At 69.6% G+C, this 25,240-nt stretch carries 18 protein-coding genes, 1 tRNA gene and 2 pseudogenes; 15 read left to right on the top strand and 6 right to left on the bottom strand.

Annotated features, from left to right (window positions below; genetic code table 11):
- The 11 genes and pseudogenes from ABD056_RS17600 to ABD056_RS17550 all read left to right on the top strand — a co-directional run.
- Positions 1–416 (top strand): annotated as a pseudogene (locus ABD056_RS17600) (hypothetical protein); the annotation flags it as partial.
- 82 nt (positions 417–498) lie between these two features.
- Positions 499–1,230: an SIMPL domain-containing protein gene (locus tag ABD056_RS17595; RefSeq protein WP_343868773.1), complete on the top strand. Its 732-nt coding sequence runs from the start codon at positions 499–501 to the stop codon at positions 1,228–1,230.
- 95 nt (positions 1,231–1,325) lie between these two features.
- Positions 1,326–2,123 carry a histidinol-phosphatase gene (gene hisN, locus ABD056_RS17590; protein ID WP_343868772.1) on the top strand — a complete coding sequence of 266 codons (798 nt, stop codon included), beginning with the start codon at positions 1,326–1,328 and terminating at the stop codon, positions 2,121–2,123.
- 155 nt (positions 2,124–2,278) lie between these two features.
- Positions 2,279–4,216 carry an extracellular solute-binding protein gene (locus ABD056_RS17585; protein ID WP_343868771.1) on the top strand — a complete coding sequence of 646 codons (1,938 nt, stop codon included), beginning with the start codon at positions 2,279–2,281 and terminating at the stop codon, positions 4,214–4,216.
- Between the two features lie 24 nt (positions 4,217–4,240).
- Complete coding sequence (locus ABD056_RS17580; protein ID WP_343868770.1) at positions 4,241–5,344, top strand: microcin C ABC transporter permease YejB; 1,104 nt, start codon at positions 4,241–4,243, stop codon at positions 5,342–5,344.
- 14 nt (positions 5,345–5,358) lie between these two features.
- Positions 5,359–6,396 (top strand): ABC transporter permease, encoded by a 1,038-nt coding sequence (locus tag ABD056_RS17575; protein ID WP_343868768.1) that lies wholly within the window; start codon positions 5,359–5,361, stop codon positions 6,394–6,396.
- Positions 6,393–8,051 carry an ABC transporter ATP-binding protein gene (locus tag ABD056_RS17570; protein ID WP_343868766.1) on the top strand — a complete coding sequence of 553 codons (1,659 nt, stop codon included), beginning with the start codon at positions 6,393–6,395 and terminating at the stop codon, positions 8,049–8,051. The genes ABD056_RS17575 and ABD056_RS17570 overlap by 4 nt, the downstream gene beginning before the upstream one ends.
- A 71-nt stretch (positions 8,052–8,122) precedes the next feature.
- Positions 8,123–9,049, top strand: coding sequence for a DMT family transporter (locus ABD056_RS17565; RefSeq protein ID WP_425545054.1), 927 nt, complete (start codon positions 8,123–8,125; stop codon positions 9,047–9,049).
- Positions 9,050–9,305: 256 nt separating this feature from the next.
- The gene (locus ABD056_RS17560) at positions 9,306–11,321 is read left to right on the top strand and encodes a methyl-accepting chemotaxis protein (RefSeq protein ID WP_343868764.1); all 2,016 of its coding nucleotides are present in this window, start codon (positions 9,306–9,308) and stop codon (positions 11,319–11,321) included.
- Positions 11,322–11,502: 181 nt separating this feature from the next.
- Positions 11,503–12,489, top strand: coding sequence for an acetyl-CoA carboxylase, carboxyltransferase subunit beta (gene accD / locus ABD056_RS17555; RefSeq protein ID WP_343868762.1), 987 nt, complete (start codon positions 11,503–11,505; stop codon positions 12,487–12,489).
- A gap of 13 nt (positions 12,490–12,502) precedes the next feature.
- Positions 12,503–13,801, top strand: a complete 1,299-nt coding sequence (locus tag ABD056_RS17550) for a bifunctional folylpolyglutamate synthase/dihydrofolate synthase (protein ID WP_343868760.1) — start codon at positions 12,503–12,505, stop codon at positions 13,799–13,801.
- A gap of 116 nt (positions 13,802–13,917) precedes the next feature.
- Here the strand turns inward: ABD056_RS17550 and ABD056_RS17545 are convergent, their stop codons facing one another.
- The 5 genes from ABD056_RS17545 to aroA all read right to left on the bottom strand — a co-directional run bounded on the left by ABD056_RS17545 (position 13,918) and on the right by aroA (position 18,811).
- Positions 13,918–14,262: a lipopolysaccharide assembly protein LapA domain-containing protein gene (locus ABD056_RS17545; protein WP_343868758.1), complete on the bottom strand. Its 345-nt coding sequence runs from the start codon at positions 14,260–14,262 to the stop codon at positions 13,918–13,920.
- A 25-nt stretch (positions 14,263–14,287) separates the two neighbouring features.
- Positions 14,288–14,590 (bottom strand): integration host factor subunit beta, encoded by a 303-nt coding sequence (gene ihfB, locus ABD056_RS17540; RefSeq protein ID WP_343868757.1) that lies wholly within the window; start codon positions 14,588–14,590, stop codon positions 14,288–14,290.
- Positions 14,591–14,900: 310 nt separating this feature from the next.
- Complete coding sequence (gene rpsA, locus ABD056_RS17535; protein WP_343868777.1) at positions 14,901–16,655, bottom strand: 30S ribosomal protein S1; 1,755 nt, start codon at positions 16,653–16,655, stop codon at positions 14,901–14,903.
- A gap of 117 nt (positions 16,656–16,772) precedes the next feature.
- The gene (gene cmk, locus ABD056_RS17530; protein ID WP_343868775.1) at positions 16,773–17,411 is read right to left on the bottom strand and encodes a (d)CMP kinase; all 639 of its coding nucleotides are present in this window, start codon (positions 17,409–17,411) and stop codon (positions 16,773–16,775) included.
- A gap of 26 nt (positions 17,412–17,437) precedes the next feature.
- Positions 17,438–18,811, bottom strand: a complete 1,374-nt coding sequence (gene aroA, locus ABD056_RS17525; RefSeq protein ID WP_343868755.1) for a 3-phosphoshikimate 1-carboxyvinyltransferase — start codon at positions 18,809–18,811, stop codon at positions 17,438–17,440.
- A gap of 252 nt (positions 18,812–19,063) precedes the next feature.
- On the opposite strand from aroA, the gene ABD056_RS17520 reads away from it, so the two are divergent.
- The 3 genes and pseudogenes from ABD056_RS17520 to ABD056_RS22975 all read left to right on the top strand — a co-directional run.
- Positions 19,064–19,393 (top strand): TIGR02300 family protein, encoded by a 330-nt coding sequence (locus tag ABD056_RS17520; RefSeq protein ID WP_343868753.1) that lies wholly within the window; start codon positions 19,064–19,066, stop codon positions 19,391–19,393.
- A 145-nt stretch (positions 19,394–19,538) separates the two neighbouring features.
- Positions 19,539–19,614: transfer RNA gene (locus ABD056_RS17515), tRNA-Ala, on the top strand.
- Positions 19,615–20,834: 1,220 nt separating this feature from the next.
- Positions 20,835–20,924, top strand: a pseudogene (locus ABD056_RS22975) (hypothetical protein); the annotation flags it as partial.
- A gap of 50 nt (positions 20,925–20,974) precedes the next feature.
- Here the strand turns inward: ABD056_RS22975 and ABD056_RS22970 are convergent.
- Positions 20,975–21,142 carry a hypothetical protein gene (locus ABD056_RS22970; RefSeq protein ID WP_486303417.1) on the bottom strand — a complete coding sequence of 56 codons (168 nt, stop codon included), beginning with the start codon at positions 21,140–21,142 and terminating at the stop codon, positions 20,975–20,977.
- A gap of 520 nt (positions 21,143–21,662) precedes the next feature.
- On the opposite strand from ABD056_RS22970, the gene hsdR reads away from it, so the two are divergent.
- Complete coding sequence (gene hsdR, locus ABD056_RS17505) at positions 21,663–25,214, top strand: type I restriction-modification system endonuclease (protein ID WP_343868752.1); 3,552 nt, start codon at positions 21,663–21,665, stop codon at positions 25,212–25,214.
- The last annotated feature ends 26 nt before the right edge of the window (positions 25,215–25,240 follow it).

The following is a 25,240-nucleotide window of genomic DNA, read 5'->3' as shown; positions in this document are numbered from 1 at the left end:
CCCGCAAGGCCGCCTCGGTGGCCGATGCCCTGCCCGAGCCGGCCGCCGAGGCGCTCGCCCTGGCGGCGGTGCCGGCGCCGCGGGTGGCGACGGTCGCCCCGCCGGCCGCCACGGCGCAGCAGGAGCGCAAGCCCCTCGACACCCGCCGGGCGCCCGATCCCACCCGCTGGGTGGGCGGCGAGGCGACGGTGGTGCAGGCGGCCCTGGGCGATGCCACCCTGCGCCGCCGCGAACCGCCGGCGGAGGTGTGGCAGTACCGCACCGGCGCCTGCGTCCTCGACCTGGTGCTTTATCCCGACGGGCCGGGCAACCGCCTGCAGGTGGCGCATGTGGCGGTGCGGCCGGTGGATTCGACGGCCATCGACGGCCGCACCTGCGCCGCCCACGTGCTGGCCGGCACGCCGGCGCGCGACTGATCTTCAAACCACCGCTTTAGCGCCTTGGATGCGCCATTTTGACGTGTCACCTTCATCGGACGATCAACGTTCGAGGATCATCATGACCGTCCGCTCCTCCCTTTTCGCCGCCGGCCTGCTGGCCGCGGGTGTGGCCGTCGCCGGCGCCTTCGTCGGCTGGGGCTTCTGGCAGGGCCGCGAGGCGCCGCGCGTGGTGTCGGTGAAGGGCCTGGCGGAGCGGCCGGTGTCCGCCGACCTGGCGCTGTGGCCGCTGCGCTTCGTCGCCACCGGCGATTCGCTGGCCGAGGTGCAGGCCGTCATCACCGCCGACGCTGCCACCGTGCGCGACTTCCTGGAGACCAACGGCATCGGCAGCGGCGAGATCCAGGTGAAGGGGCTGGAGGTCATCGACGTGCTGGCCCAGCCCTACCGCTCCGGCCCGGTGGACGTGCGCTTCATCGTCGCCCAGACCCTGCTGGTGCGCTCCACCGAGGTGCAGCGGGTGTTCGAGGCGAGCCAGAAGGTGGGCGACCTGGTCAACCAGGGCGTCGTCATCTCGTCGGAGGACATGGCCGGCGGCTCGGCGCCGATCTTCCTGTTCACCCGCCTGAACGACGTCAAGCCGGCGATGATCGCCGAAGCCACCGCCAACGCCCGCGCCACCGCCGACCAGTTCGCCCGCGATTCGGGCAGCCGGCTCGGCGCCATCCAGACGGCCAGCCAGGGCCTGTTCCAGATCCTGCCGCGCGACCCGGCGCCGGGGATCATGGAGGAACGCCAGATCGACAAGACCCTGCGGGTGGTCACCACCGTCGACTACCGTCTGACAGATTGATGACGGCGGCGCGGCCGTATTGACCAGCGGCGATGGACGGGGTACCGCAGGAGCATGCCAGCCCGCGCCGCCCCATCCATCGCCCAAGGCCCGCCATGACCGTCAGCAGCCTCGCCGCCCCCCCCGTTCCCGCCGACCTGATCGCCCTCGCCAACCGTCTGGCCGATACCAGCGGGGCGCTGATCCGGCAGTACTTCCGCACCCCGGTGGCGGTGGACGACAAGGCCGACGACAGCCCCGTCACCATCGCCGACCGCGGCGCCGAGGAAGCCATGCGCGCCGTGCTGGCCGAGGCGGTGCCCGACCACGGCATCATCGGCGAGGAATTCGGCCGCTCCAACGAAGGGGCGGAACTGGTGTGGGTGCTTGATCCCATCGACGGCACCAAGGCCTTCATCAGCGGCAAGCCCAGCTTCGGCACCCTCATCGCCCTGATGCGCAACGGCCGCCCGTGGCTTGGCGTCATCGACCAGCCGATCACCGGCGAGCGCTGGATCGGCGCCGCCGGCCACGGCACCACCCTCGCCGGCCGGACGCTCGCCACCCGCGCCTGCCCCGACCTCGACAAGGCGACCCTCTACGCCACCGCGCCGGAGATGTTCAGGGGCGACGACTGGCCGGCCTTCCAGCGCCTCTACCAGTCGGTGAAGCTGCCGCGCTACGGCTGCGACTGCTATGCCTACGGCCTGCTGGCGCTGGGCTTCGTCGATCTGGTGTGCGAGGCGGACCTGAAGGTCTACGACTGGGCCGCCGTGGTGCCGGTGATCGAACAGGCCGGCGGCATCGTCACAGACTGGCAGGGCCGGCCGCTCACCCCCGCCTCCGACGGCCGCGTGCTGGCCGCCGGCGATGCCCGCCTGCACGCCGCCGCGCTGGCCCGTCTGGCCGGCTGACGACGCCCCTGCGTCGCAGGCGCCGGCTGCGGCGTTATTGAGTGACTTTGCGGAAAATGTGCGGCAGGTGCTTGCGGTGCCTGCCTGCGGGGCCCACTATCCGGTTATCCCGTTGCTCCACATGGGTTCCTGACAGGGAGGGATTGTTGCGCCGCTTGCTCCGTCGCCTTGCCATAGCCGCCGTGGCCGCCACCACAGTCGCCACCGCCGCCATCGCCCAGGATACGGCTGCAGAGTCGCCGGCGCTGCCTGACATCGCCTCCGTGCCGCCGCGCATCGGCATCGCCATGCACGGCGAGGCCAAGTATGCCGAAGGCTTCACCCATTTCGACTACGTCAACCCGCAGGCGCCCAAGGGCGGCTGGCTGCGGCTGCTGGCGCTCGGCACCTGGGACACCTTCAATCCCTACATCACCCGCGGCACGCCGGCCGCCGGCCTCGGCATGCTCTACGACACCCTGCTCTCCAATGCGGAGGACGAGCCGTTCACCGAATACGGCCAGGTGGCGGAAAGCGTGCAGGTGCCCGACGACCGTTCGTGGGTGGCCTTCAACCTGCACCCGCAGGCGCGCTTCCACGACGGCGAGCCGATCAAGCCCGAGGACGTCATCTGGACCTTCGAGTTCCTGACCCAGAAGGGCGATCCGCTGTACCGGTTCTATTACGGCTCGGTGGCGCGGGTGGAAAAGACCGGCGACCGCCAGGTGACCTTCGTGTTCGACGGCACCGACAACCGCGAGCTGCCGCTCATCCTCGGCCAGCTGCCGGTGCTGCCCAAGCACTACTGGGAGGCGGAGGGCAACGATCCGGCCGCCTCCACCCTGAAGCCGCCGGTGGGCTCCGGCCCCTACCGCATCTCCCACTTCGAGCCCGGCCGCTACATCACCTATGAACGGGTGCCCGACTACTGGGGCAAGGACCTGCCGGTGAACGTCGGCCGCTACAACTTCGAGCGCATCCGCTACGACTACTACCGCGACAGCACGGTGGGGCTGGAGGCGTTCAAGGCCGGCGCCTACGACCTGCGGGTGGAGAACTCGGCCAAGAACTGGTCCGTCGGCTACGATTTCCCCGCCTTCCGGCAGGGGCTGGTGAAGAAGGAGACGTTCGAGAACGACCTGCCCTCGGGCATGCAGGGCTGGGTGATGAACATGCGGCGGCCGCAGTTCCAGGACGCCCGGGTGCGCGAGGCGCTGGCCTACGCCTTCAACTTCGAATGGACCAACGCCACCCTGTTCTACGGCCTCTATGCCCGCACCCGCAGCTACTTCGACAATTCGGAGCTGTCGGCCACCGGCCTGCCGTCGCCGGAGGAACTGGCGCTGCTGGAGCCGCTGCGCGACCAGCTGCCGGACCGGGTGTTCACCGAAACCTACGCGCCGCCGGCCGGCGATCCCTCCGGCAACATCCGCGACAACCTGCGCAAGGCCTTCGGTCTGCTGCAGGAGGCGGGGTACGAGGTCGACCCGCGCACCCGCAAGATGGTGAACAAGGAAACCGGCCGGCCGCTGACCTTCGAAATCCTGCTGGTCGACCCGGTGTTCGAGCGGGTGTCGCTGCCCTTCGTCGAGAACCTGAAGACGCTCGGCATCGACGCCACCGTGCGCACCGTCGACACGGCGCAGTACATCAACCGCCTGCGCAGCTTCGACTTCGACATGACCTCCACCGTCTGGGGCCAGTCGCTGTCGCCGGGCAACGAGCAGCGGGAGTTCTGGGGCAGCGACGCCGCCACCCACGAAGGCAGCCGCAACTATGCCGGCCTGCAGAACCCGGCCATCGACCGCCTGATCGAGCTGGTCATCCAGGCCCCCGACCGCGAGGCGCTGGTCACCCGCGTGCGGGCGCTCGACCGGGCGCTGCAGTGGCAGTTCCTGGTGATCCCGCACTGGCACAGCCCGGTGCAGCGCATCGCCTATTGGGACAAGTTCGGCTTCCCCGAGGCGCGGCCCATGCGCGGCATCGACCTGATGGCGTGGTGGGTGGAATCGGCCAAGGACCGCCAGGTGGCCGCCGAGCAGAAGAAGGCGCAGGAGGAAAATCCGCTGCCGGCCGATGGCGGTGACCCCGCCGCCCCGGCGCCGGCCCGGTAACGGCGCCAGCGGAGGCCGTCGCTCATGTTCGCCTACATCGTCCGCCGTCTGCTGCTCATCCCGCTGACGTTGTTCGGGATCATCCTGATCAACTTCGTCATCGTGCAGTTCGCGCCCGGCGGCCCGGTGGAACAGATGATCGCCCGCGTCCAGGGCACCGGCGTCGACGCCACCGCCCGCATCACCGGCGGCGGCGGCGGCGAGGCCGGCGGCGGCCCGCGCGGCGGCATGACCGGCGACGGCAGCACCTATCGCGGCGCCCAGGGGCTGCCGCCCGACTTCATCGCCGACATCGAGCGTCAGTACGGCTTCGACAAGCCGGCGCACGAACGGTTCTGGCTGATGATCCGCAACTACGCCACCTTCGACCTCGGCCAGAGCTACTACCGCGACCGCGACGTGCTCGACCTGGTGCTGGACAAGCTGCCGGTCTCCGCCTCCCTCGGCATCTGGTCGACGCTCATCATCTATCTCGTCTCCATTCCGCTCGGGGTGATGAAGGCGGTGCGCGACGGCTCGCGGTTCGATACCTGGTCGTCGGGGGTGGTGATCGTCGGCTATGCGGTGCCGGCCTTCCTGTTCGCCATCCTGCTGATCGTGCTGTTCGCCGGCGGCCGCTACTTCGACTGGTTCCCCCTGCGCGGCCTGACGTCCGACAACTGGCAGGACCTGTCGTGGCCCATGCGCATCGTCGACTACTTCTGGCATCTGACGCTGCCGGTGGCCGCCATGGTGATCGGCGGCTTCGCCGGCCTGACCATGCTGACCAAGAACAGCTTCCTGGAAGAGATCAACAAGCAGTACGTCATCACCGCCCGCGCCAAGGGCCTGAACGAGCGGCAGGTGCTGTACGGCCATGTGTTCCGCAACGCCATGCTGCTCATCATCGCCGGCTTCCCGGCGGCGCTGGTGACCATGCTGTTTACCGGCTCGGTGCTGATCGAGGTGATCTTCAGCCTCGACGGCCTCGGCCTGCTGGGGTTCGAGGCCGCCATGAACCGCGATTATCCGGTGGTCTTCGGCACCCTTTACGTCTTCGGCCTGATCGGGCTGTTGCTGAACCTGCTCAGCGACATCGCCTATCACGTGGTCGACCCGCGCATCACCTTCGAAGCCCAGAGCACATAGGAGGCCGGCGAACCATGGCGCTGTTCTCCAACCTGAGCCCCATCACCCGCCGCCGGCTGGCCCGCTTTCGTGCCAACCGGCGCGGCTTCTGGTCGTTGTGGTTGTTCCTGATCCTGTTCACGGCCAGCATGTTCGCCGAGTTCCTGGCCAACGACAAACCGGTGTTCGTCTGGTACGACGGCCGGCCGCACGTGCCCATCTTCGTCGCCTACCCGGAAACCGAGTTCGGCGGTTTCTTCCCGACGGAAGCCAACTACACCGATCCGGCGGTGCAGGAGATGATCGAGGAAAACGGCTGGATGGTGTGGCCGCCGATCCGCTTCAACTACCGCACCGCCGACCCGCTGCTCGGCCAGCCGGCGCCGAGCCCGCCCGATTCCCGCCACTGGCTCGGCACCGACGACCAGGGCCGCGACGTGGTGGCGCGGCTGATCTACGGCTTCCGCATCTCGGTGCTGTTCGGGCTGATCCTGACGGCCGTGTCGTCGCTGATCGGCATCCTGGCCGGCGCCGTGCAGGGCTATTTCGGCGGCTGGCTCGACCTGGTGTTCCAGCGCGTGCTGGAGGTGTGGAGCGGCCTGCCGCAGCTGTTCATCCTCATCATCCTGTCGAGCGTCATCGCCCCCAGTTTCTGGACCCTGCTGGTGATCCTGCTGCTGTTTTCCTGGACCGCCCTGGTCGGGGTGGTGCGGGCGGAATTCCTGCGCGCACGCAACTTCGACTATGTCCGCGCCGCCAAGGCGCTCGGCATGGGCGACACGCGCATCATGATCCGCCACGTCCTGCCCAACGCCATGGTGGCGACCCTGACCTTCGCGCCGTTCATCCTGTCGGGCGCCATCGTCAGCCTGACGGCGCTCGACTTCCTCGGCCTCGGCCTGCCGCCGGGCAGCCCGTCGCTGGGCGACCTGCTGCGCCAGGGCAAGGAGAACCTGCAGGCCCCGTGGCTCGGCATCGCCGGCTTCGTGGTGATGGCGGTGATGCTGTCGCTGCTGGTGTTCGTCGGCGAGGCGGTGCGTGACGCCTTCGATCCGCGCAAGAGGGTGGCATGACGGCAGCCCCGCTCCCCCGCCGCGACGACGCCCCGGCGGCGACCGCCGGTGCCGCCGCGCCCATCCTGTCGGTGCGCGACCTGCACGTCGCCTTCGGCCGCGACGACCGCCGCATCGACGCCGTGCGCGGCGTCTCCTTCGACCTGCACCGCGGCCGCACCCTGGCGCTGGTGGGCGAGTCGGGGTCCGGCAAGTCGGTGTCCGCGCTGTCGGTGCTGCAACTGCTGCCCTATCCGCTGGCGTGGCACCCCGGCGGCTCCATCCGGCTGGAGGACACCGAGCTGGTGGGGGCGCCGGACCGCACCTTGCGCGACGTGCGCGGCAACCGCATCGCCATGGTGTTCCAGGAGCCTATGACCTCGCTCAACCCGCTGCACAGCATCGAGCGGCAGATCGGCGAGATCCTGGCCATCCACAAGGGCATGACCGGCCGCGCCGCCCGCGCCCGCATCCTGGACCTGCTGGAGCTGGTCGGCCTGCAGAATGCCGAGGGCCGCCTGACCGCCCTGCCGCACGAGCTGTCCGGCGGCCAGCGCCAGCGGGTGATGATCGCCATGGCGCTCGCCAACGAGCCCGACGTGCTCATCGCCGACGAGCCGACGACGGCGCTGGACGTCACCATCCAGGCCCAGATCCTGAAGCTGCTGAAGGATCTTCAGGCCCGCTTCGGCATGGCCATCCTGTTCATCACCCACGACCTGACGGTGGTGCGCAAGATGGCCGACGACGTCTGCGTCATGAAGGATGGGCTGGTGGTGGAACACGGGCCGGTCACCGACGTGCTGGACCGGCCGCAGCACCCCTACACCCGCATGCTGATGGCCGCCGAGCCCAAGGGGGCGCCGCCGCAGGTACCGGCCGATGCCGCCGAGGTGATGGCGGCCGACGACCTGAAGGTGTGGTTCCCCATCAAGAAGGGCATCATCCGCCGCACCGTCGGCCACGTGAAGGCGGTGGACGGGGTGACGGTGAGCGTGCACGAGGGCCAGACCGTCGGCGTGGTCGGCGAATCCGGCTCCGGCAAGACGACGCTCGCCATGGGCCTGCTGCGCCTGACCGCCTCCATGGGGCCGATCCGCTTCCGCGGCCAGCCCATTGACGGTCTGTCGCGCGGCGAGATGCGGCCGCTGCGGCGGGAGATGCAGGTGGTGTTCCAGGCCCCCTACGGCTCCCTCAGCCCGCGCATGTCGGTGGCGCAGATCGTCGCCGAGGGGCTGGAATTGCACGGCATCGGCGGCGACGAGGCGGGGCGCGACGCTCTGGTGGTGGAGGCCCTGCGCGAGGTCGGCCTCGATCCCGAAACCCGCCACCGCTACCCGCACGAATTCTCCGGCGGCCAGCGCCAGCGCATCGCCATCGCCCGCGCGCTGGCCCTGAAGCCGCGCTTCATGGTGCTGGACGAACCGACCTCGGCGCTGGACGTGTCGGTGCAGGCGCAGATCGTCGACCTGCTGCGCGACATCCAGGCCCGCCACCGCCTCGCCTACCTGTTCATCAGCCACGACCTGCGGGTGGTGCGGGCGCTGGCCGACACGTTGATCGTCATGAAGGACGGCAAGGTGGTGGAGGCCGGCCCCACCGCCGACATCTTCGCCAACCCGCGCGAGGCCTATACCCGCGCCCTCATTGCCGCCGCCTTCGCGCTGGAGCTGTAGCGACGGCCGCGGGGGGCGCGGCCTGAACGGCCCTTGCCGGGGCGGGGGCGGGCGCGCATCATGCCGCTGCCATGACCGCCCGCCGCCCCGCGCCCGCCGCTCCGTCCTCCATCACCGCGCCGCCGCCGCCCCTGATGGTGCGGGCGATGCCGGCGGTGTTCGTGCTGCTGTGGTCGACTGGCTTCATCGGCGCCAAGTTCGGCCTGCCCTATGCCGAGCCCTTCACCTTCCTGTTCATCCGCTTCGCCCTGGTGCTGCTGCTGCTGGCGCCGCTGGCCGTCATGGCCCGCGCCGCCTGGCGCGGTGGCTGGCGGGCGGCGGGGCACCAGCTGGTGACCGGGGCGCTGGTCCACGGGCTTTACCTCGGCGGCGTGTTCTGGGCCATCGGCGCCGGCCTGTCGGCCGGGGTGGCGGCGCTGGTGGTCGGCATGCAGCCGCTGCTGACAGCGGTGGCGGTCGGGCCGCTGCTGGGCGAACGGGTGAGCGGCCGCCAGTGGCTCGGCCTGGTGCTCGGCCTCACCGGCGTCGGCATGGTGGTGGGGGAGAAGCTGGCCGGCAGCGGCGTCGGCACGGTGGCGCCGGTGGCCCTGGTGGGGGCGGTGGTCGGGCTGTTCGGCATCACCGCCGGCACCCTTTATCAGAAGCGGTTCGGCGGCGGTGCCGACCTGCGCATCGCCACCTTCATCCAGTACGTCGCCGCCGCCGCCGTCACCGGCCTTGCCGCCCTGGCGGTGGAAACCCGCGACGTGCAATGGACCGGCGAGTTCCTGTTCGCCCTCGGCTGGCTGGTGATCGTGCTGTCCATCGGCGCCATCAGCCTGCTCATGCTGCTCATCCGCCGGGGCGAGGCGGCCCGCACCGCCAGCCTGTTCTACCTCGTGCCGCCGGTAACCGCCGTCACCGCCTGGGCGCTGTTCGGCGAGACCCTCGGCCTCATCGCCCTGGCCGGCATGGCGCTGGCGGTGGCCGGGGTGGCGCTGGTAGTCGGGCGGCGCTGAGAGCGCGCCGCCGCCGGCCTGCGCCCGGCGCGGGCCTGGGCTGCGCCGGGGCAGGCCCATCCCCCTTGACGACGCCGGAGACGGCGGCAGGCCTAGGTCTTTGGCAGCATGACGGCCATAGACGAAGGTCTAGGGCCGGTGAGCCATAACATCCGTATAGGTGCCAGTCTTTAGTGTATGGGTGTATAAAACTTCCGTGTTTTCGGGCCAAGCCCGCCGGGGTGACGGGGGCGGCCGCCGGCTGCGGGAGGTCACCATGGCCCTGTTCGACCACTTGAAGATCCGCGCGAAAGTCTCCCTCGGCTTCGCCATCGTGCTGGTGTTGCTGATCATCACCGCCGTCACCGGCGGCTGGGCGCTGCAGACGGTGGGCGGGGTGTTCGACCGCTACCGCCACCTGACCGGCGAGACCGGCGCCGTCGCCGCCATCGAACTGGACATGCTGCAGACCCGCATGGCGGCCAAGGATTATCTGGTCCGCGACAACGATGCCGCCATTGCCGCCGTGCAGGAGTATGCCGCCTCCACCGCCGCCCTGGCGGAGGCGGCGCGGTCGCTGATCGCGCCGGAGGAAACTCGCAAGCGGGCGCTGATGGACGAAGTGCAGTCGGTCATCGCCGACTACCGCCGCGCCTTCGGGCAGGTGACGGAGGCCCAGGCCGCCCGCAACGAGGCGGTGTCGCAGCTGAGCAAGGTGGGGCCGCACATCGAGACGGCGCTGGTGGAGATCATGGACGGCGCCTTCCGCGCCGGCGACGCCGAAATCTCCTACCGCGCCGGGCTGGCCCTGCGGCAGATCCTGCTGGTGCGGCTGCACGCCAACCGCTTCCTGGCCGACAACGACCCCGCCTCCTACGACCGGGTGAAGCAGGAAAAGGCCCTGTTCGACCAGCGCTTCGCCGAACTGGTGCCGACCCTGCGCACCATGGCCATGCGCAGCCAGGCGCAGGCGGCGGAGCAGTCGTCGCAGCGTTATTCCGAGCATTTCGAAGCCATGGCCGCCGCCATCCGGGCGCGGTCGCAGCTGGTTTCCGGCACGCTGGACGTCATCGGCCCGCGGGTGGCGGAGGACATCCGCACCGTGCAGGCGGAGATCCGCAGTGCCCAGGATGCCCTCGGCCCCGAAGTGGCGGCCAGCATCACCACCGGCACCACGGTGGCGGTGGTTCTGGGGCTGGTGGCGCTGGCCATCGGCATCGTCGCCGGCTTCGCCATCGGCCACGGCATCGCCGACCCGGTGACCGCCATGACCGAGGCCATGCGCCGACTCGCCGCCGGCGACCATGCCACCGACGTGCCGGCCCGCACCCGCCGCGATGAGGTGGGCGAGATGGCCGCCGCCGTGCAGGTGTTCAAGGACAACATGATCCGCGCCGGCGAGCTGGCCGCCGAGCAGGAGGCCGAGCACGCCGCCCGCGAACGCCACGTCGCTCTGCTGGAACAGCTGACCCACCAGTTCGATGCCGACGTCTCCGGCGTGCTTACCGCCGTCAGCGCCGCCTCCGGCCAGCTGGAGGCCACCGCCGCCAGCATGTCGTCCATCGCCGAACAGTCGGCGCGGCAGGCGAGCGCCGTCGCCACCTCGGCCGATCAAGCCTCCACCAACGTGCAGACGGTGGCCAGCGCCGCCGAGCAGCTGTCGGCCTCTATCACCGAGATCGGCCGTCAGGTCCACCAGTCGGCCACCATGTCGCGGCAGGCGGCGGAGCAGGCGGAACACACCAACACCATGGTGCGCGGCCTGGCCGACAGCGCCCAGCGCATCGGCGAGGTGGTCAGCCTGATCACCGACATCGCCAGCCAGACCAACCTGCTGGCGCTGAACGCCACTATCGAGGCGGCACGGGCCGGCGAGGCGGGCAAGGGCTTCGCCGTCGTCGCCAACGAGGTGAAGAGCCTCGCCACCCAGACCGGCCGCGCGACGGAGGAGATCGCCCACCAGATTTCCAGCATCCAGCACGAAACCGCCACCGCCGTCGCCGCCATCGAAGGCATCGGCAAGGTCATCCACGACATCAGCCAGGTGTCGTCGGCCATCGCCTCGGCGGTGGAGGAGCAGGACGCGGCGACCCACGAAATCGCCCGCAACACCCACGCCGCCAGCACCGGCACCCACGAGGTGACGGTCAACATCGCCGGCGTCACCCAGGCCGCCGGCGAAGCGGGCCGCGCCGCCGGCGAGGTGCTGGACGCCTCCGGCCTGCTGTCGCGGCAGGCGGACCAGCTGCGCCACGTGGTGCAGGACTTCCTCGCCAGCGTGCGCGCCGCCTGAGGCGGGGCGGCGGCGGATTGGAAGGCGGGCAGGGCGGGTGGCACCGCCCGCCCGCCGCCGTGCGTTGGACAGCCATGCGAAACCGGTGCGGCGGCCGGTGTGGCATCGGGCGTGACGGACCGCCGCAAGGTGCGCTATAAGGCGCCCCTGACAGTCCTGCCAAACCAGACCGGAAGACGCGATGAACTGGCTGACCAACTTCGTGCGCCCCAAGATCCAGCAGCTCGTGCGCCCCAAGGAGGTGCCCGAGAACCTGTGGAAGAAGTGCCCGGCGTGCGGCCAGATGGTGTTCCACCGCGAGCTGGAAAAGAACCTGCAGGTCTGCACCCACTGCGGCCACCACATGCGCCTGCCGGTCAAGCAGCGCCTGGCCATGCTGTTCGATGACGGGGCCTACAAGCGCATCGAGCTGCCCAAGGTGCCGGAAGACCCGCTGAAGTTCCGCGACCTCAAGCGCTATTCCGACCGCATCAAGGACGCCCGCGCCAAGACCGGCGAGCAGGACGCCATCCTGGTCGCCCACGGCACCATCGGCGGCGTCAAGACGGTGATCGCCGCCTTCGACTTCGACTACATGGGCGGCTCCATGGGCGCGGCGGTCGGCGAGGGCATCGTGGCGGCGGCGGAGCTGGCGGTGCTGCAGGATGCGCCGCTGATCGTCATTCCGGCCTCGGGCGGCGCCCGCATGCAGGAAGGCACCCTGTCGCTGATGCAGATGGCGCGCACCACCGTCGCCGTCGACAAGGTGAAGGACGCCGGCCTGCCCTACATCGTGCTGCTGACCGACCCCACCACCGGCGGCGTCACCGCCAGCTTCGCCATGCTGGGCGACATCCACATCGCCGAGCCCGGCGCCGTCATCGGCTTCGCCGGTGCCCGCGTCATCGAAACCACCATCCGCGAGAAGCTGCCGGAAGGCTTCCAGCGGTCGGAATACCTGCGCGAACACGGCATGGTCGACATGGTGGTCCACCGCCACCAGCTGCGCGGCAAGATCGCCAACCTGCTGACCCTGCTGGTCAACCGCGGCCCGGCCGGGCAGGTGGTGCCGTTCGACCGCAAGGGCCGCCTGGGCGCCGACGACACCGCCGCCGGCAGCGCCGATGCCGCCGGCCCGGCCGCCGCCGCGTCGCCGGCCGACGGCCTGCCGGGCGAGCCCCGGGCCTGAGGCTCCGCCCGCCATGACCGCCGGCGCGGGCCGTCGCCCCGACGCGGTGCTGGAGCGGCTGCTCGCCCTGCACCCGAAGATCATCGACCTGTCGCTGGACCGGGTGTGGCGCCTGCTCGCCCGCATGGGCCACCCGGAACGGTCGCTGCCGCCGGTGATCCACGTCGCCGGCACCAACGGCAAGGGCTCGACGCTCGCCGTGCTGCGGGCGATGGTGGAGGCGGCGGGGCGCCGGCCGCACGTCTACACCAGCCCGCACCTGGTGCGCTTCCGCGAGCGCATCCGCCTGGCCGGCACGCTGATCGCCGAAGACGCCCTCACCGACCTGCTGGAAGAGGCGGAGGGCATCAACGGCGGCGAGAACATCACCTTCTTCGAGATCACCACGTGCGCCGCCCTGCTGGCCTTCGCCCGCACCCCGGCCGACGTGCTGCTGCTGGAAACCGGCCTCGGCGGCCGGCTGGATGCCACCAACGTGGTGGCGCGGCCGGCGGCAACGGTGCTGACGCCCATCGACCTCGACCACCAGAAGTTCCTCGGCGACACCATCGCCGCCATCGCCACCGAGAAGGCGCACATCATGAAGCCGGGGGTGCCCTGCGTGGTCGCCCGTCAGCCGGCCGAGGCGCTGGCGGTGATCGAGGCCCATGCCGCCGCCATCGGGGCGCCGCTGCTGCTGGAAGGGCGCGACTGGAGCGTCGAGCGGCTGGCCGACGACCGCCTGCGCTTCCGCATGGGCGGGCGGGAGATCCTGTGTCCACCGCCGGGCCTCGGCGGCGCCCACCAGTACGGCAATGCCGGCGCCGCCCTGGCCGCCGCCCTGGCGGCCGGGCTCGACCTGCCGGAGACGGCGCTGGCGCGCGGGGTGGCCGCCGCGGAATGGCCGGCCCGCCTGCAGCGCCTGCGCCGCGGTCCGCTGGCGGCGGCGCTGCCGGAGGGGTGGGAGCTGTGGCTGGACGGCGGCCACAACCCGTCCGCCGGCCGGGTGCTGGGCGAGGCGCTGGGGCGCTGGCACGACCGCCCGCTCTATGCCGTCTGCGGCATGATGGCCGACAAGGATGCCGTCGGCTTCCTGGCGCCGCTGGTGCCCCACCTGACCGCCTTCCGCGCCATCGCCATTCCCGGCGAGGACAACGGCAAGCCGCCGGCCGACCTGCTGGCAGCGGCCACCGCCGCCGGCGTCCCGGCCGCCGCCACCGCCGCCGGTCTTGCCGAGGCGGTGACCGATCTGGCCGCGCTGCCGGGGCCGGCGCGGCTGCTGATCTGCGGGTCGCTCTATCTCGCCGGAACGGTGCTGGCCGACAACGACTAGCCGCGCCCGCGTACGGGGGATCGGGGGCAGGGGAGGGGGCCACGGCATCCGGCGCCCCCTGGCGATGAGGCCGCCGTTGCCGCTGCGTCAGGGCTTGCTGGCAGGTGTCGCCGCCTTCAGGCGGCGGGCGGCAGGCTCTTCTGTTCGTCCGCCGGGGCGGCGAGGCGGATGGTTTCTTCCTTCAGCGTCGCGTTCTCGCGCTCCAGGGTCTGGATCTTGCGTTCCTGGCCCTTGCGCTCGCGCCGCGTCTGCGCCCGGCGGCGGCCGCCCGAGGCCCAGGCCAGCAGGCCGCCGACGATCATGCCCACCGCCAGCGTCCCCAGGGACAGCAGGTAGAGCGGCAGCGTCGCCGTCCACGGGAACGGCCACAGTTCCACCGTCACCGGATCGCGGTTGGCGACGGCGAACACGATGGCCACCACCGCAAGCGGCAGGCCGATGAGCCAGCGAATGACTTTCACCCGATCCTCCGTCGGACGCCGGCGGTCATTCCGCCGCGTCCAGGTCATCCTCGTCGTTGAGAAGCTCGCGCAGCTGCTTGCCGGTCTTGAAGTAGGGCACCGCCTTCTCGTCGACGTCTACGGCCGCGCCGGTGCGCGGGTTGCGGCCGGTGCGGGCGTCGCGATGCTTGACGGAAAAGGCGCCGAAGCCGCGCAGTTCCACCCGGTCGCCGCGGGCCAGGGCCGCCGCGATCTCGTCGAAGATGCACGAGACGATACGCTCCACGTCGCGCTGGTACAGATGCGGGTTGCGCTCTGCCAGACGGGCGATGAGTTCCGACTTGGTCATGGCCCACGGTCCTCGCGAGATGAGCCGGCACGCTGCGGTGGGAACCCCATGTCCCCCGCTCCGGCCCCGCTCCAACCCCCGGAACGGCGGCCGACAAGACGCTGCGCCTCGGCCTGTATCCTGAAAGCCTGCCAGACCATTGTCGGGGCGTCAAGGTTAAGCCCTTGCGCCGGAAAGCATTTTGACCATCCGGTCGACTTCGGGGGTCGGCCGGCGGCCCGTCCGGGCCAAAGGAAAACGCCCCGTTCCGGCAGGAACGGGGCGCTTCCGGGCTGCGACTCGGTGGTCGCGGACAGCAGAGGAAAGACGCTTAGTCTTCCTTGTTGTCCTCTTCCTGCTTCTGACGCAGGGCGGCACCGAGGATGTCGCCGAGCGAGGCGCCCGAATCGGTCGAACCGTATTCGGCCATCGCCTGCTTCTCTTCGTCGATCTCGCGCGCCTTGATGGAGACGGAGATCTTGCGGGCCTTCATGTCGAGCGCCGTAACCTTGGCGTCGATCTTCTCGCCCACGGCGAAGCGCTCGGGGCGCTGCTCGTTGCGCTCGCGCGACAGGTCGGACTTGCGGATGAAGGCCGTGCCCATGCCGCCGACGTCCACTTCGATGCCGTTGTCCTGCACCGCGGTGACCACGCAGGTGACCACCTGGCCCTTGCGCAGGCCTTCGGCAGCGCGGTCGAACGGATCTTCGTCCAGCTGCTTGATGCCGAGCGAGATGCGCTCCTTGTCGGTGTCGACGTCGAGAACCTTCGCCTTCACCACGTCGCCGCGCTTGTAGTTCTTGACGGCTTCGTCACCCGGCAGCTTCCAGTCCAGGTCGGACAGGTGAACCATGCCGTCGATTTCGCCTTCCAGACCGATGAACAGACCGAATTCGGTGATGTTCTTGATCTCGCCTTCGACGATGGTGCCGGCCGGGAACTTGGTCTTGAACTCTTCCCACGGGTTGCCCAGGCACTGCTTGAGACCCAGCGAGATGCGGCGCTTTTCCGGATCCACGTCGAGCACCATGACTTCCACTTCCTGCGAGGTGGAAACGATCTTGCCCGGGTGGATGTTCTTCTTGGTCCACGACATTTCGGAGACGTGCACCAGACCCTCGACGCCCGGCTCCAGCTCCACGAAGGCGCCGTAGTCGGTGATGTTGGTCACGCGGCCGGTGAACTTGGTGCCGACCGGGTACTTGGCCTGCACGCCTTCCCACGGATCGGCTTCCAGCTGCTTCATGCCGAGGCTGATGCGCTGGGTTTCCGGGTTGAAGCGGATGACCTGCACCTTGACGGTCTGGCCGATGGACAGCGCCTCGGTCGGGTGGTTGACGCGCTTCCAGGAGATGTCGGTGACGTGCAGCAGGCCGTCGACGCCGCCCAGGTCCACGAAGGCGCCGTAGTCGGTGATGTTCTTCACAACACCTTCCAGGATCATGCCTTCCTTCAGGCCGGCCATCAGCTTGGCGCGCTCTTCGGCGCGGCTTTCTTCCAGCACCGCGCGGCGGCTGACGACGATGTTGCCGCGGGCGCGGTCCATCTTCAGGATCTGGAAGGTCTGCGGATTGCCCATCAGCGGGGTGATGTCGCGCACCGGACGGATGTCCACCTGGCTGCCCGGCAGGAAGGCAACGGCGCCCGACAGGTCGACGGTGAAGCCGCCCTTGACGCGGCCGAAGATCACGCCTTCGACGCGCTGGCTCTCGTTGAACTTGGTCTCCAGGACGTTCCAGGCTTCCTCGCGGCGGGCCTTGTCGCGCGACAGGACGATGATGCCGTCGCGGTCTTCGTACCGCTCGACATACACGTCGACCACGTCGCCGCGGCGCAGGGAGGATTCCTCACCGGCGCGCGAGAATTCCTTCAGGTTGATGCGGCCTTCGGACTTCAGGCCCACGTCCACCAGCGCGAAGTCGCCGTCCACGGACACCACGGTGCCACGGATGACGGTGCCTTCCAGGCCGCTTTCCTGACCGAGGCTTTCCTCAAGCAGGGCGGCAAAATCTTCCATGCCGAAATCGGCAGCGGCTTCAGCCATGTTCACTTCTTCCTTTCGTGTGTACTGGTCTTTTCCGGCCAGCCGGTTGTATCCGGCGGTCTTTATCGCGGCGTCCCGGACGATCCGGGGGTGCTGCGTTGGACAGTCCCTCTCAAGCAACGGCGACGAAAAACAGCGCGGGGCCGACGGGTCGCCCCGTCACCCCAGCCTGCCATCCGTCACGTAACGCACGGCCAGCGCGAACACCTGCTCGGCATCCAGGTCGGAGGTGTCGACGATCATCGCATCCTCCGCCGGCGCCAGCGGCGCCACGGCGCGTCCGGCATCGCGCGCATCACGGTCCACCATGTCCTGGAGGACCGCGGACTCTATAACGTCGAGTCCCTTTCCGCGCAACTCTTCGAATCGCCGGCGGGCACGAACGTCGAGCGAAGCGGTGACGAACATCTTGCGGTCGGCATCGGGGCAGACCACGGTGCCGATGTCGCGCCCGTCCAGAACCGCCCCCGCCGCACCGTCCGGCGGCTCGGCCGCGAAGCGGCGCTGGAAGTCGAGCAACGCCGCCCGCACCTCGGGAATCGCCGCCACCTTGCTGGCCGCCTGGGCCACCGCATCGGTGCGCAGGCGGTCGTCGGTGACCAGGGCGGGGTCGAGGCGCCGGGCCGGCGCTTCGGCCGTCGCCGCGTCGGCCGGGTCGCCGCCGGCCTGCAGCACGGCGAAGCCCACCGCCCGGTACAGCGATCCGGTGTCGAGATAGGAATAGCCGAAATGCTGCGCAAGGCGCCGCGCCAGGGTTCCCTTGCCGGAGGCGGCGGGGCCGTCGATGGCGACGACCATGGGGCGGGCGGTGGCGGGTTCGGCGGTCATGGGCCGGCCGTCTCCACCAGCGGGCGGATGTTGGCGCCGAGGCCGTTCATCATGCGCGCGAAGCCGGGGAAGCTGGTGTCGATGGCGCTGCCGTCGTCCACCGCCACCGGCTCCGGCGTCACCATACCGAGCACCAGGAAGCTCATGGCGATGCGGTGGTCCAGGTTGACGGCGATGGTGGCGCCGCCGCGCGGCGGCTCGCCGGTGCCTTCGACGATGAGGTCATCGCCCTCCACCGTCACCTTGGCGCCGCAGGCGGCCAGGCCCTGGGCCATGGCGGTCAGGCGGTCGGATTCCTTGACGCGCAGTTCCTCCAGCCCGTTCATGCGGGTGGTGCCGGAGGCGCAGGCGGCGGCCACCGCCAGGATGGGGTATTCGTCGATCATCGAGGCGGCGCGTTCGGCCGGCACGTCGATGCCGGTCAGGCCGGTGGAGCGCACCTCCAGGTCGGCCACCGGCTCGCCGCCTTCGATGCGCTCGTTCAGCAGGATGATGTCTGCGCCCATTTCCTTCAGCGTCTCGTAAAGGCCGAAGCGCAGCGGGTTGGTGCCGACGTTGCGCAGGATCAGGTGGCTGTTGCCGGTGATCAACGCCGCCACCACCGGGAAGGCGGCGGAGCTGGGGTCGCCCGGCACCACCACCGGCGCGGCGATCAGCTCCGGCTGGCCGACCACGGTGACGATGCGGCCGCCGGCGCCGTGCGGCTCCACCCGCAGGGTGGCGCCGAAGTGGCCGAGCATGCGTTCGGTGTGGTCGCGGGTCGCCACCGTCTCGATCACCGTCGTCTCGCCGGGGGCATTGAGGCCGGCCAGCAGCACGGCGCTCTTCACCTGGGCGCTGGCGACCGGGGTTTCATAGGTCACCGGCACCGCCTCGCCGGTGCCCTTGACGGCCAGCGGCAGGCGGCCGCCCTCGCGGCACCAGAAATCGGCGCCGAAGCGGCGCAGCGGCTCGGTCACCCGCTTCATGGGGCGGCGGCGCAAGCTGGCGTCGCCGGTCATCACGCTGGTCATCGGGTGGGTGGCGAGCAGGCCCATGAGCAGCCGCGCGCTGGTGCCCGAGTTGCCCATGTCGAGCACGTCGGCGGGCTCGGTCAGGCCGCCGATGCCGCGGCCCCAGACGCGCCACACCGCTTCGCCGGCGTGATCCTCGCGCACCACCTCGGCCCCCAGCTGGCGCATGGCGGCGGCGGTGGACAGCACGTCCTCGCCCTCCAGCAGGCCGCGCACCACCGTCTCGCCGACGGCCAGCGCGCCCAGCATGAGCGAGCGGTGGGAGATCGACTTGTCGCCCGGCACCCGCACCTCGCCCGTCAGGCCCGGTACGGCATCGGAACGCAGGGGGTGGGGCTGGCTGGGGGCGGTGCTCATGGCGGCATCTCTCACTGAGGCCCCGGCCGGCGGCCGGGGGAAACGGCAGAGGCTCGTGTTTACCACACCCGGGAAGGCTGCCAACAGGCCATTGCGCCGCCTGCGCGTCCGTGACAAACAGGAAGATGGGCAGGACCTGGGGCCGGGCCGCCGCCACCACCGCCATTTGGTCTTTGACAGGGCCGGGCGGACGTGGCAAATGGCCGCTTCACCAGGACTTACCCCCCAGTAGCAGAAGTGGGAGGACCACGCGTGGCGAAACCGGAATGGGGCATGAAGCGGACCTGCACGCATTGCGGCGCCCGTTTCTATGATCTGAACAAGTCGCCCATCATTTGCCCGAAATGCGGTGCCGAGAACGAAGCCGAAGTGCCGCTGAAGATCCGCCGCACCAAGGACCACAAGGTCGCCAAGCCGGTCAAGGCCGTGGTGCCCGACGAGGAAGTGGATGAGGACGCCCTTGACGTCGACGTCGATGACGACGGCGAGGACGTGATGGAAGACACCACCGACCTCGGCGAGGACGACGAGGACATGTCGGAGGTGATGGACCACGTGGAGTCCGAAGAGGACGACACCTGACCAGCCGCCGCGCCGGCCCCTGTCCGCCTTGTCGGAGGGGGCCGGCAGCCGGTTCTCGCAGGGGCGAATTTTTCCCCTTGCGGGCTGCCGGCGAAGCGACTATGGTCCGCGTCCTCAGCCGCCCAACCGGCTGGGAAACAACGATGGGGCTGTAGCTCAGTTGGGAGAGCGCTACAATGGCATTGTAGAGGTCAGGGGTTCGATTCCCCTCAGCTCCACCAAGTTTCAGAAACACCCGCTGTCGCGAGACGGCGGGTGTTTTGTTTTGGGTTGGCGATCGAACCCCTGTCCTTGGGTGGCACGCCTGCGGCGTGACGGTTCGATTCCCCTCAGCTCCACCACCCCTTTTAATAAAACTATTACAGGGGGCCGAAATGATGCGGTACCGCTCTTCGTGGTTCGCCGCATCGCCAAAGAAGAGACTTAACAGTTTTTTTCTTTACGGATAACAGTAGCGGTCGAATTTTTCTCGGATGGCGACGATCTTGTGGGGCCAGGTTCCTGCCCCGGAGGTCGTGAATGACTGTACAGGCATTGCAATGCGCCGCCTCAGGGTCGAGCCGGAGCAGGGCGCCAGGATCGGTGAATCGCTCCGACACCTTTCCAGATCTTGAGGCATCGGCGCGCGGCGCCAGCGCCCCTGGGTCACCACAGCATCGGTGACCGGCCTGGTCCTCCGTGGCGTGAAGGTGCCCCCCGCCTTGACGCCAGTGGCGGTGCATCTGCTGGCGTAAGCGCCTCGGGCGGCTGCGTGTGGTCGCCAGCAGTGCGCGCCTCGCGGCCATGCTGGGGATCTGCGAGCGTGGCATCTGGCGGGCATCGATCTAGCGCCCGTGGGGTCGCGGCTGGCCGACCTGCGGGAGGCCGTGGAGAGGGTGGCGGAAGAAGGCCGGGAGACCCCTCGCAACTCGGATGCTGAGCGTGACGACGCTGGTATCGATAACCGAACACCTGAGTCCGGGAGGGAGGACATTCTCGTCCGCCTGAAATACATTCGAAGTCCAGCCTGCGGCTTCTGTACAGCGCACCGAGGCTGGCGCTGGCGGCGAATTGGTAAGCCGCATGCTCCACGCCGCGCCGCGTCTCCAGTGGCTTCTCTCGCCCCCACGACCTGATCGACCTGCAACACCCACGACCACTAGGGCCGAGCGCATTAAGACATCGGTTTTGACGGTAGAGCGGCTGCACGCCGACTATACCCTGATCAGGGTGCTCGACCGTCCCGCCCGAAGGCGGCCGGCAAGCCGGGCGGTGTCAAGGAGAGCCGGATCTGTCTGCGAGGACCGGCGCTGGGCCGGCGCCGATCCCCGGCTGCCGTCCATTACTTCTCGCCCGACGGCAAGGGCGAGCGCCCGCAGTGTCACCTCGCCTGTTTCAGCGGCGCCCGCCCGGCTGATGCCTATGCCGGCTTCCGCAAGCTCTACGAGCCGAGGCAGCCGGCATGGTGCGCGTCCGTGGGGCCGCGTGCTGGGCCCACGGACGCCGCGACTTCCACGATGTCTGGAAGGGAACCGGCTCGCCGTTGGCCGAGAAGGCTCTCACTCCGGATCCCGGATTTTCGATGGGGGGGAGTTTCGGGAGCTACATTCGAGAATGTCCACGGAAGTATAAAGCCTGCAACAGCATTGCCTGCTGCAGCATCTCCGACGGAATGGAAGGGCGGCCAAGCCCGGAGTAAAGTATCGCGAACCTGCCCGTCAGTTCGTCGAGGGCGGGTTCAAACTCCAAGAAGCTAGAACTCGCCGAAATGCGGCTGTTCTTGGAATACGTCTATGTACGTCTGCTGTTGTGTAATTGATGTCGCTACTAACTTTGAAGACCGCGCCGAAGCGAAGAGTGGCCGAGCCTCGACTGGCAACGGCAATGAGATAAAGGCGGCCACAGATAAGGCGGCCACAGATATGGCGGCCACAGATATGGTCTGACAGACGCCTTCTTTCGGGTTTCCGCACATCGTTCATAGATGCCAAGATGGCGACGTGTCCTAGTAGAATCTCTTTGAAGATAGATTAATGCCTCAAAATATCGCGCACTTCATCCCGCTACGCCCGTGGCTGGATATGTCCGGTAGACCAACTGTGGAACTACCGGCCCGCCCTGCGGACGTCCTGCCCGACTCTCATCGCTCCGCCCCGCTCGACGGATGAAAAATCAGTGAGCCCTGTAGCGTGCCTCGCATGCCTGCTCGCCGCGGCGACGACGTTGCGGGGATCCGCAGCAGGTTGTACGGTTCCAGTCGTCACCGTCGCTTCTGGTGCGGAACAAACCGATGGGGAACGCGGGGGAGAGGGGGAACTTCGGCTTCCTGGACGGGCATGACGCCCGCCTGGCGCGCCTCGGCGTGCTCGCGGAGCGGGCGTTCGCAGACGACCCCAATACCTGCCTGCTGAAGCTGCGGCAGTACGGCGAGTACCTGGCGCAGCTCGCCTGCGCCCGTGTCGGCCTCGACAGCGACGGGCGCGAGAACCAGCTCGACCGTCTGCGACGCCTTGCCGATCGCGGCGTGCTCGCCCGCGACGCCGCCGACCTGTTCCACCACATCCGCAAGGCTGGCAACCAGGCCAGCCACGGCTTCGACGGTGATCACGGCACGGCGCTGGCCTGCCTGAAGCACGCCCGCATGCTGGGCGTCTGGTACGTCCGGAGCTTTGGCGGCCGGCGGGACTTCACAGCCGGTCCTTTCGTGCCGCCACCCGATCCGCGCACCGCCGCACGGGCGGTCGAGGCGGAACTGGCCCGTCTGAAGGCTGAACTCGACAAGACGCTCGGCGAGGCCGATCGCGCCCGGCGCCTCGCGGAGGAGGAAGCCGCGGCCCGCCTGACGGCCGAGGAGCGGGCCGCAGCCGCCGAACGCGAGCGAGTCCAGTGGAAGGCCCTCGCCGATATGGTGGAGGCCGACCGCGCCGCCGCCGAGGCTCGCCTCGCCGAGGTCCAGGCGGCCGCCCTGGCGGCATCGGCACAAGACATCCAGGCACTCGTGCAGGAGGCGGAGGGACAGGGCCAGGCCCTCGATCTAGACGAGCAGGCGACCCGCGCCCTCATCGACGACCACCTGCGCGATGCCGGCTGGCAGGCCGACACCGCCACCCTCACCCACGCCGCCAGCGCCCGCCCGCGCAAGGGTACCGCCATGGCGATCGCCGAATGGCCGACGGAAACAGGCGTCGCAGACTACGTCCTGTTCGTCGACACCACGCCGGTCGCCGTGGTGGAAGCGAAGCGCCACAACGCCAACGTCTCCCAGACCATCGACCAGGCGCAGCGTTATGCCGAGGGCTTCGTGATCGAGGCCGGCATGACGGCGCCCGAGGGCGGACCGTGGGGCGGCTACCGCATCCCCTTCGCCTTCTCGACCAACGGCCGGCCGTTCCTGCGGCAGATGGAGACGCTGTCAGGCATCTGGTTCCGCGACCTGCGGCGCGCAACGAACCTGCGGCGGCCGCTGGAGGGCTGGTACTCGCCGCAGGGTCTGCTCGCGCTGTTGCGCCAGGATGAAGATGCGGCGGAGGCCGACCTCGCGGCTCAGCCCTTCGACTACAACTTCGACCTGCGCGACTACCAGGAGCGCGCCATCCGGGCCGTGGAAGCGGCCCTCGTCGCAGGCCGGCGCGAGGTTCTGGTCGCCATGGCGACGGGCACCGGCAAGACCAGGACCTGCATCACGCTCGTCTACCGCCTGCTGAAGGCGCGGCGCTTCCGCCGCATCCTGTTCCTGGTCGACCGCACGGCGCTCGGCGAGCAGGCCGGCAACGCCTTCAAGGACACGCGGATGGAGCAGCAGCAGCCCTTCGCCGACATCTTCGAAGTGCGCGAGCTGGGCGACGCGGTGGTCGAGGCCGGCACCAAGGTCCACATCGCCACCGTACAGGCGCTGGTCAAGCGCATCCTCTTCCCCGAGGACGGCAGCACCCCGCCGCCGGTGGACCAGTACGACTGCGTCGTGGTGGACGAATGCCATCGCGGCTACCTGCTCGACCGCGACATGGGCGACGACGAGATCCGTTTCCGCGACCAGCGCGACTACATCTCCAAGTACCGCCGGGTGCTCGACCGCTTCGACGCCGTGCGCATCGGCCTGACGGCGACGCCCGCCCTGCACACAACGCAGATCTTCGGCCCGCCGGTCTTCACCTACGGCTTCCGCGAGGCCGTCGTCGATGGCTGGCTGGTGGACCACGAGCCGCCGGTCCGCTTCCACACCGACCTGTCCGACGAGGGCATTCGCTGGCGCAAGGGCGAGACGCTGGAGCTGTTTGACGCCCGCACCGGCTCCGTCGACACGGCGGAGGCGCCCGACGACCTCGGCTTCGAGGTGGAGGACTTCAACCGCCGCGTCATCACCGAACCGTTCAACCGGGTGATCTGCCAGCGCCTGGCGGCCGAGATCGATCCCGGCCACCCAGGCAAGACACTCGTCTTCTGCGCCACCGACCAGCACTGCGACATGGTGGTGGAGTTGCTGAAGGCGGCCTTCGCCGAGGCTTACGGCCCGGTGCGCGACGACCTGGTGCAGAAGATCACTGGCCGCGCCGACAAGCCGCTGGAGAAGATCCGCCACTACAAGAACGAGGATATGCCGAAGGTCGCCGTCACCGTCGACCTGCTGACGACGGGCATCGACGTGCCGAAGATCGTCAACCTCGTGTTCCTGCGCCGGGTCAACAGCCGCATCCTCTACGAACAGATGATCGGCCGCGCCACCCGCCTGTGCCCGGAGATCGGCAAGACGGCCTTCCGCGTGTTCGACGCCGTCGGCCTCTACGACGCCATGCAGGACCTGACGGAGATGCGCCCGGTCGCGGCCAACCCCAACGTCTCCTTCGGGCGGCTGACGGCAGACCTGCTGCGGCTCTATGGCATCGCCGCGCCGGAGCCGGACGAGCACGACGCCGAGACGCCGCCCGCACCGGCGCCGGCGCCCGTCACCGGATTGCAGGACGGCGACGGGCAGGCGCCCTTCGCCGGACCGCCAGTGGCGCCCGCCCAGGCCTCCGCCGAGGACGCGCAGCGGCGGGCGGAGGGCGGCCGCTACCTGCTCGACCAGATCCTGGCCCGCCTGCAACGCCGCGCCCGCCGCCTGACCGGCGAGCAGCGCGACATCTTCGGCACCGCCGCCGGCTGCCCGCCGGAAGAGCTGATCCGGCGGTTGAAGGACGGCACGCCGGACGCGGCCGCCCGATGGCTGGCGGCCCACGGCGACGTCGTTGCCCTGCTCGACGCCGGCGGCGGCGACGGCGGGCCGGTCCACATCCCCATAAGCCAGCACGCGGACTCCTTCCGCCGCACCAGCATCGGCTACGGCGCCGACCGCGAACGGCCCGAGGACTACCTGAAGCGCTTCCACGCCTTCCTGGAGACCAGCGGCAACAGCCTTCCGGCCCTTGTTGTGGTCACGCAGCGGCCCCGCGACCTGACGCGGGCGCAGTTGAAGGAAGTGGCGCTCGAACTCGCCAGGGCCGGCTTCCGCGAGGCCGACCTGCGGGCGGCGTGGCGCGAAGCCAGGAACGAGGACATCGCCGCCGGCATCATCGGCTTCATCCGTCAGGCCGCCCTCGGCGACCCGCTGGAACCATGGGACTTGCGCGTGGAACGTGCTACCGCGAAGATACTCGCCCGGCCTGACTGGACCGGGCCGCAGCGCGAGTGGCTGAAGCGCATCGGCAAGCAGATCAAGGAAAACCTGGTCGTGGACCGCGGCGCACTGGACGCCGACCCGTTCCGCGACAAGGGCGGCTTCCGTCACATCGACAAGGTGTTCGGCGGCCGACTGGCTGAAGTGCTGGCGGAGATAAACGAGGGGATCTGGGAGAGGACGGGGTGAGGGAGCAGGTTCAGGTTACCAGGGCG

It is taken from the genome of Caenispirillum bisanense, from assembly GCF_039523075.1.
In the GTDB taxonomy this organism is placed as follows: Bacteria; Pseudomonadota; Alphaproteobacteria; order Rhodospirillales; family Rhodospirillaceae; genus Caenispirillum; species Caenispirillum bisanense.
The sequence above is the reverse complement of the archived record's forward strand: the minus strand, read 5'-3'. Positions and strand labels throughout refer to the sequence as shown.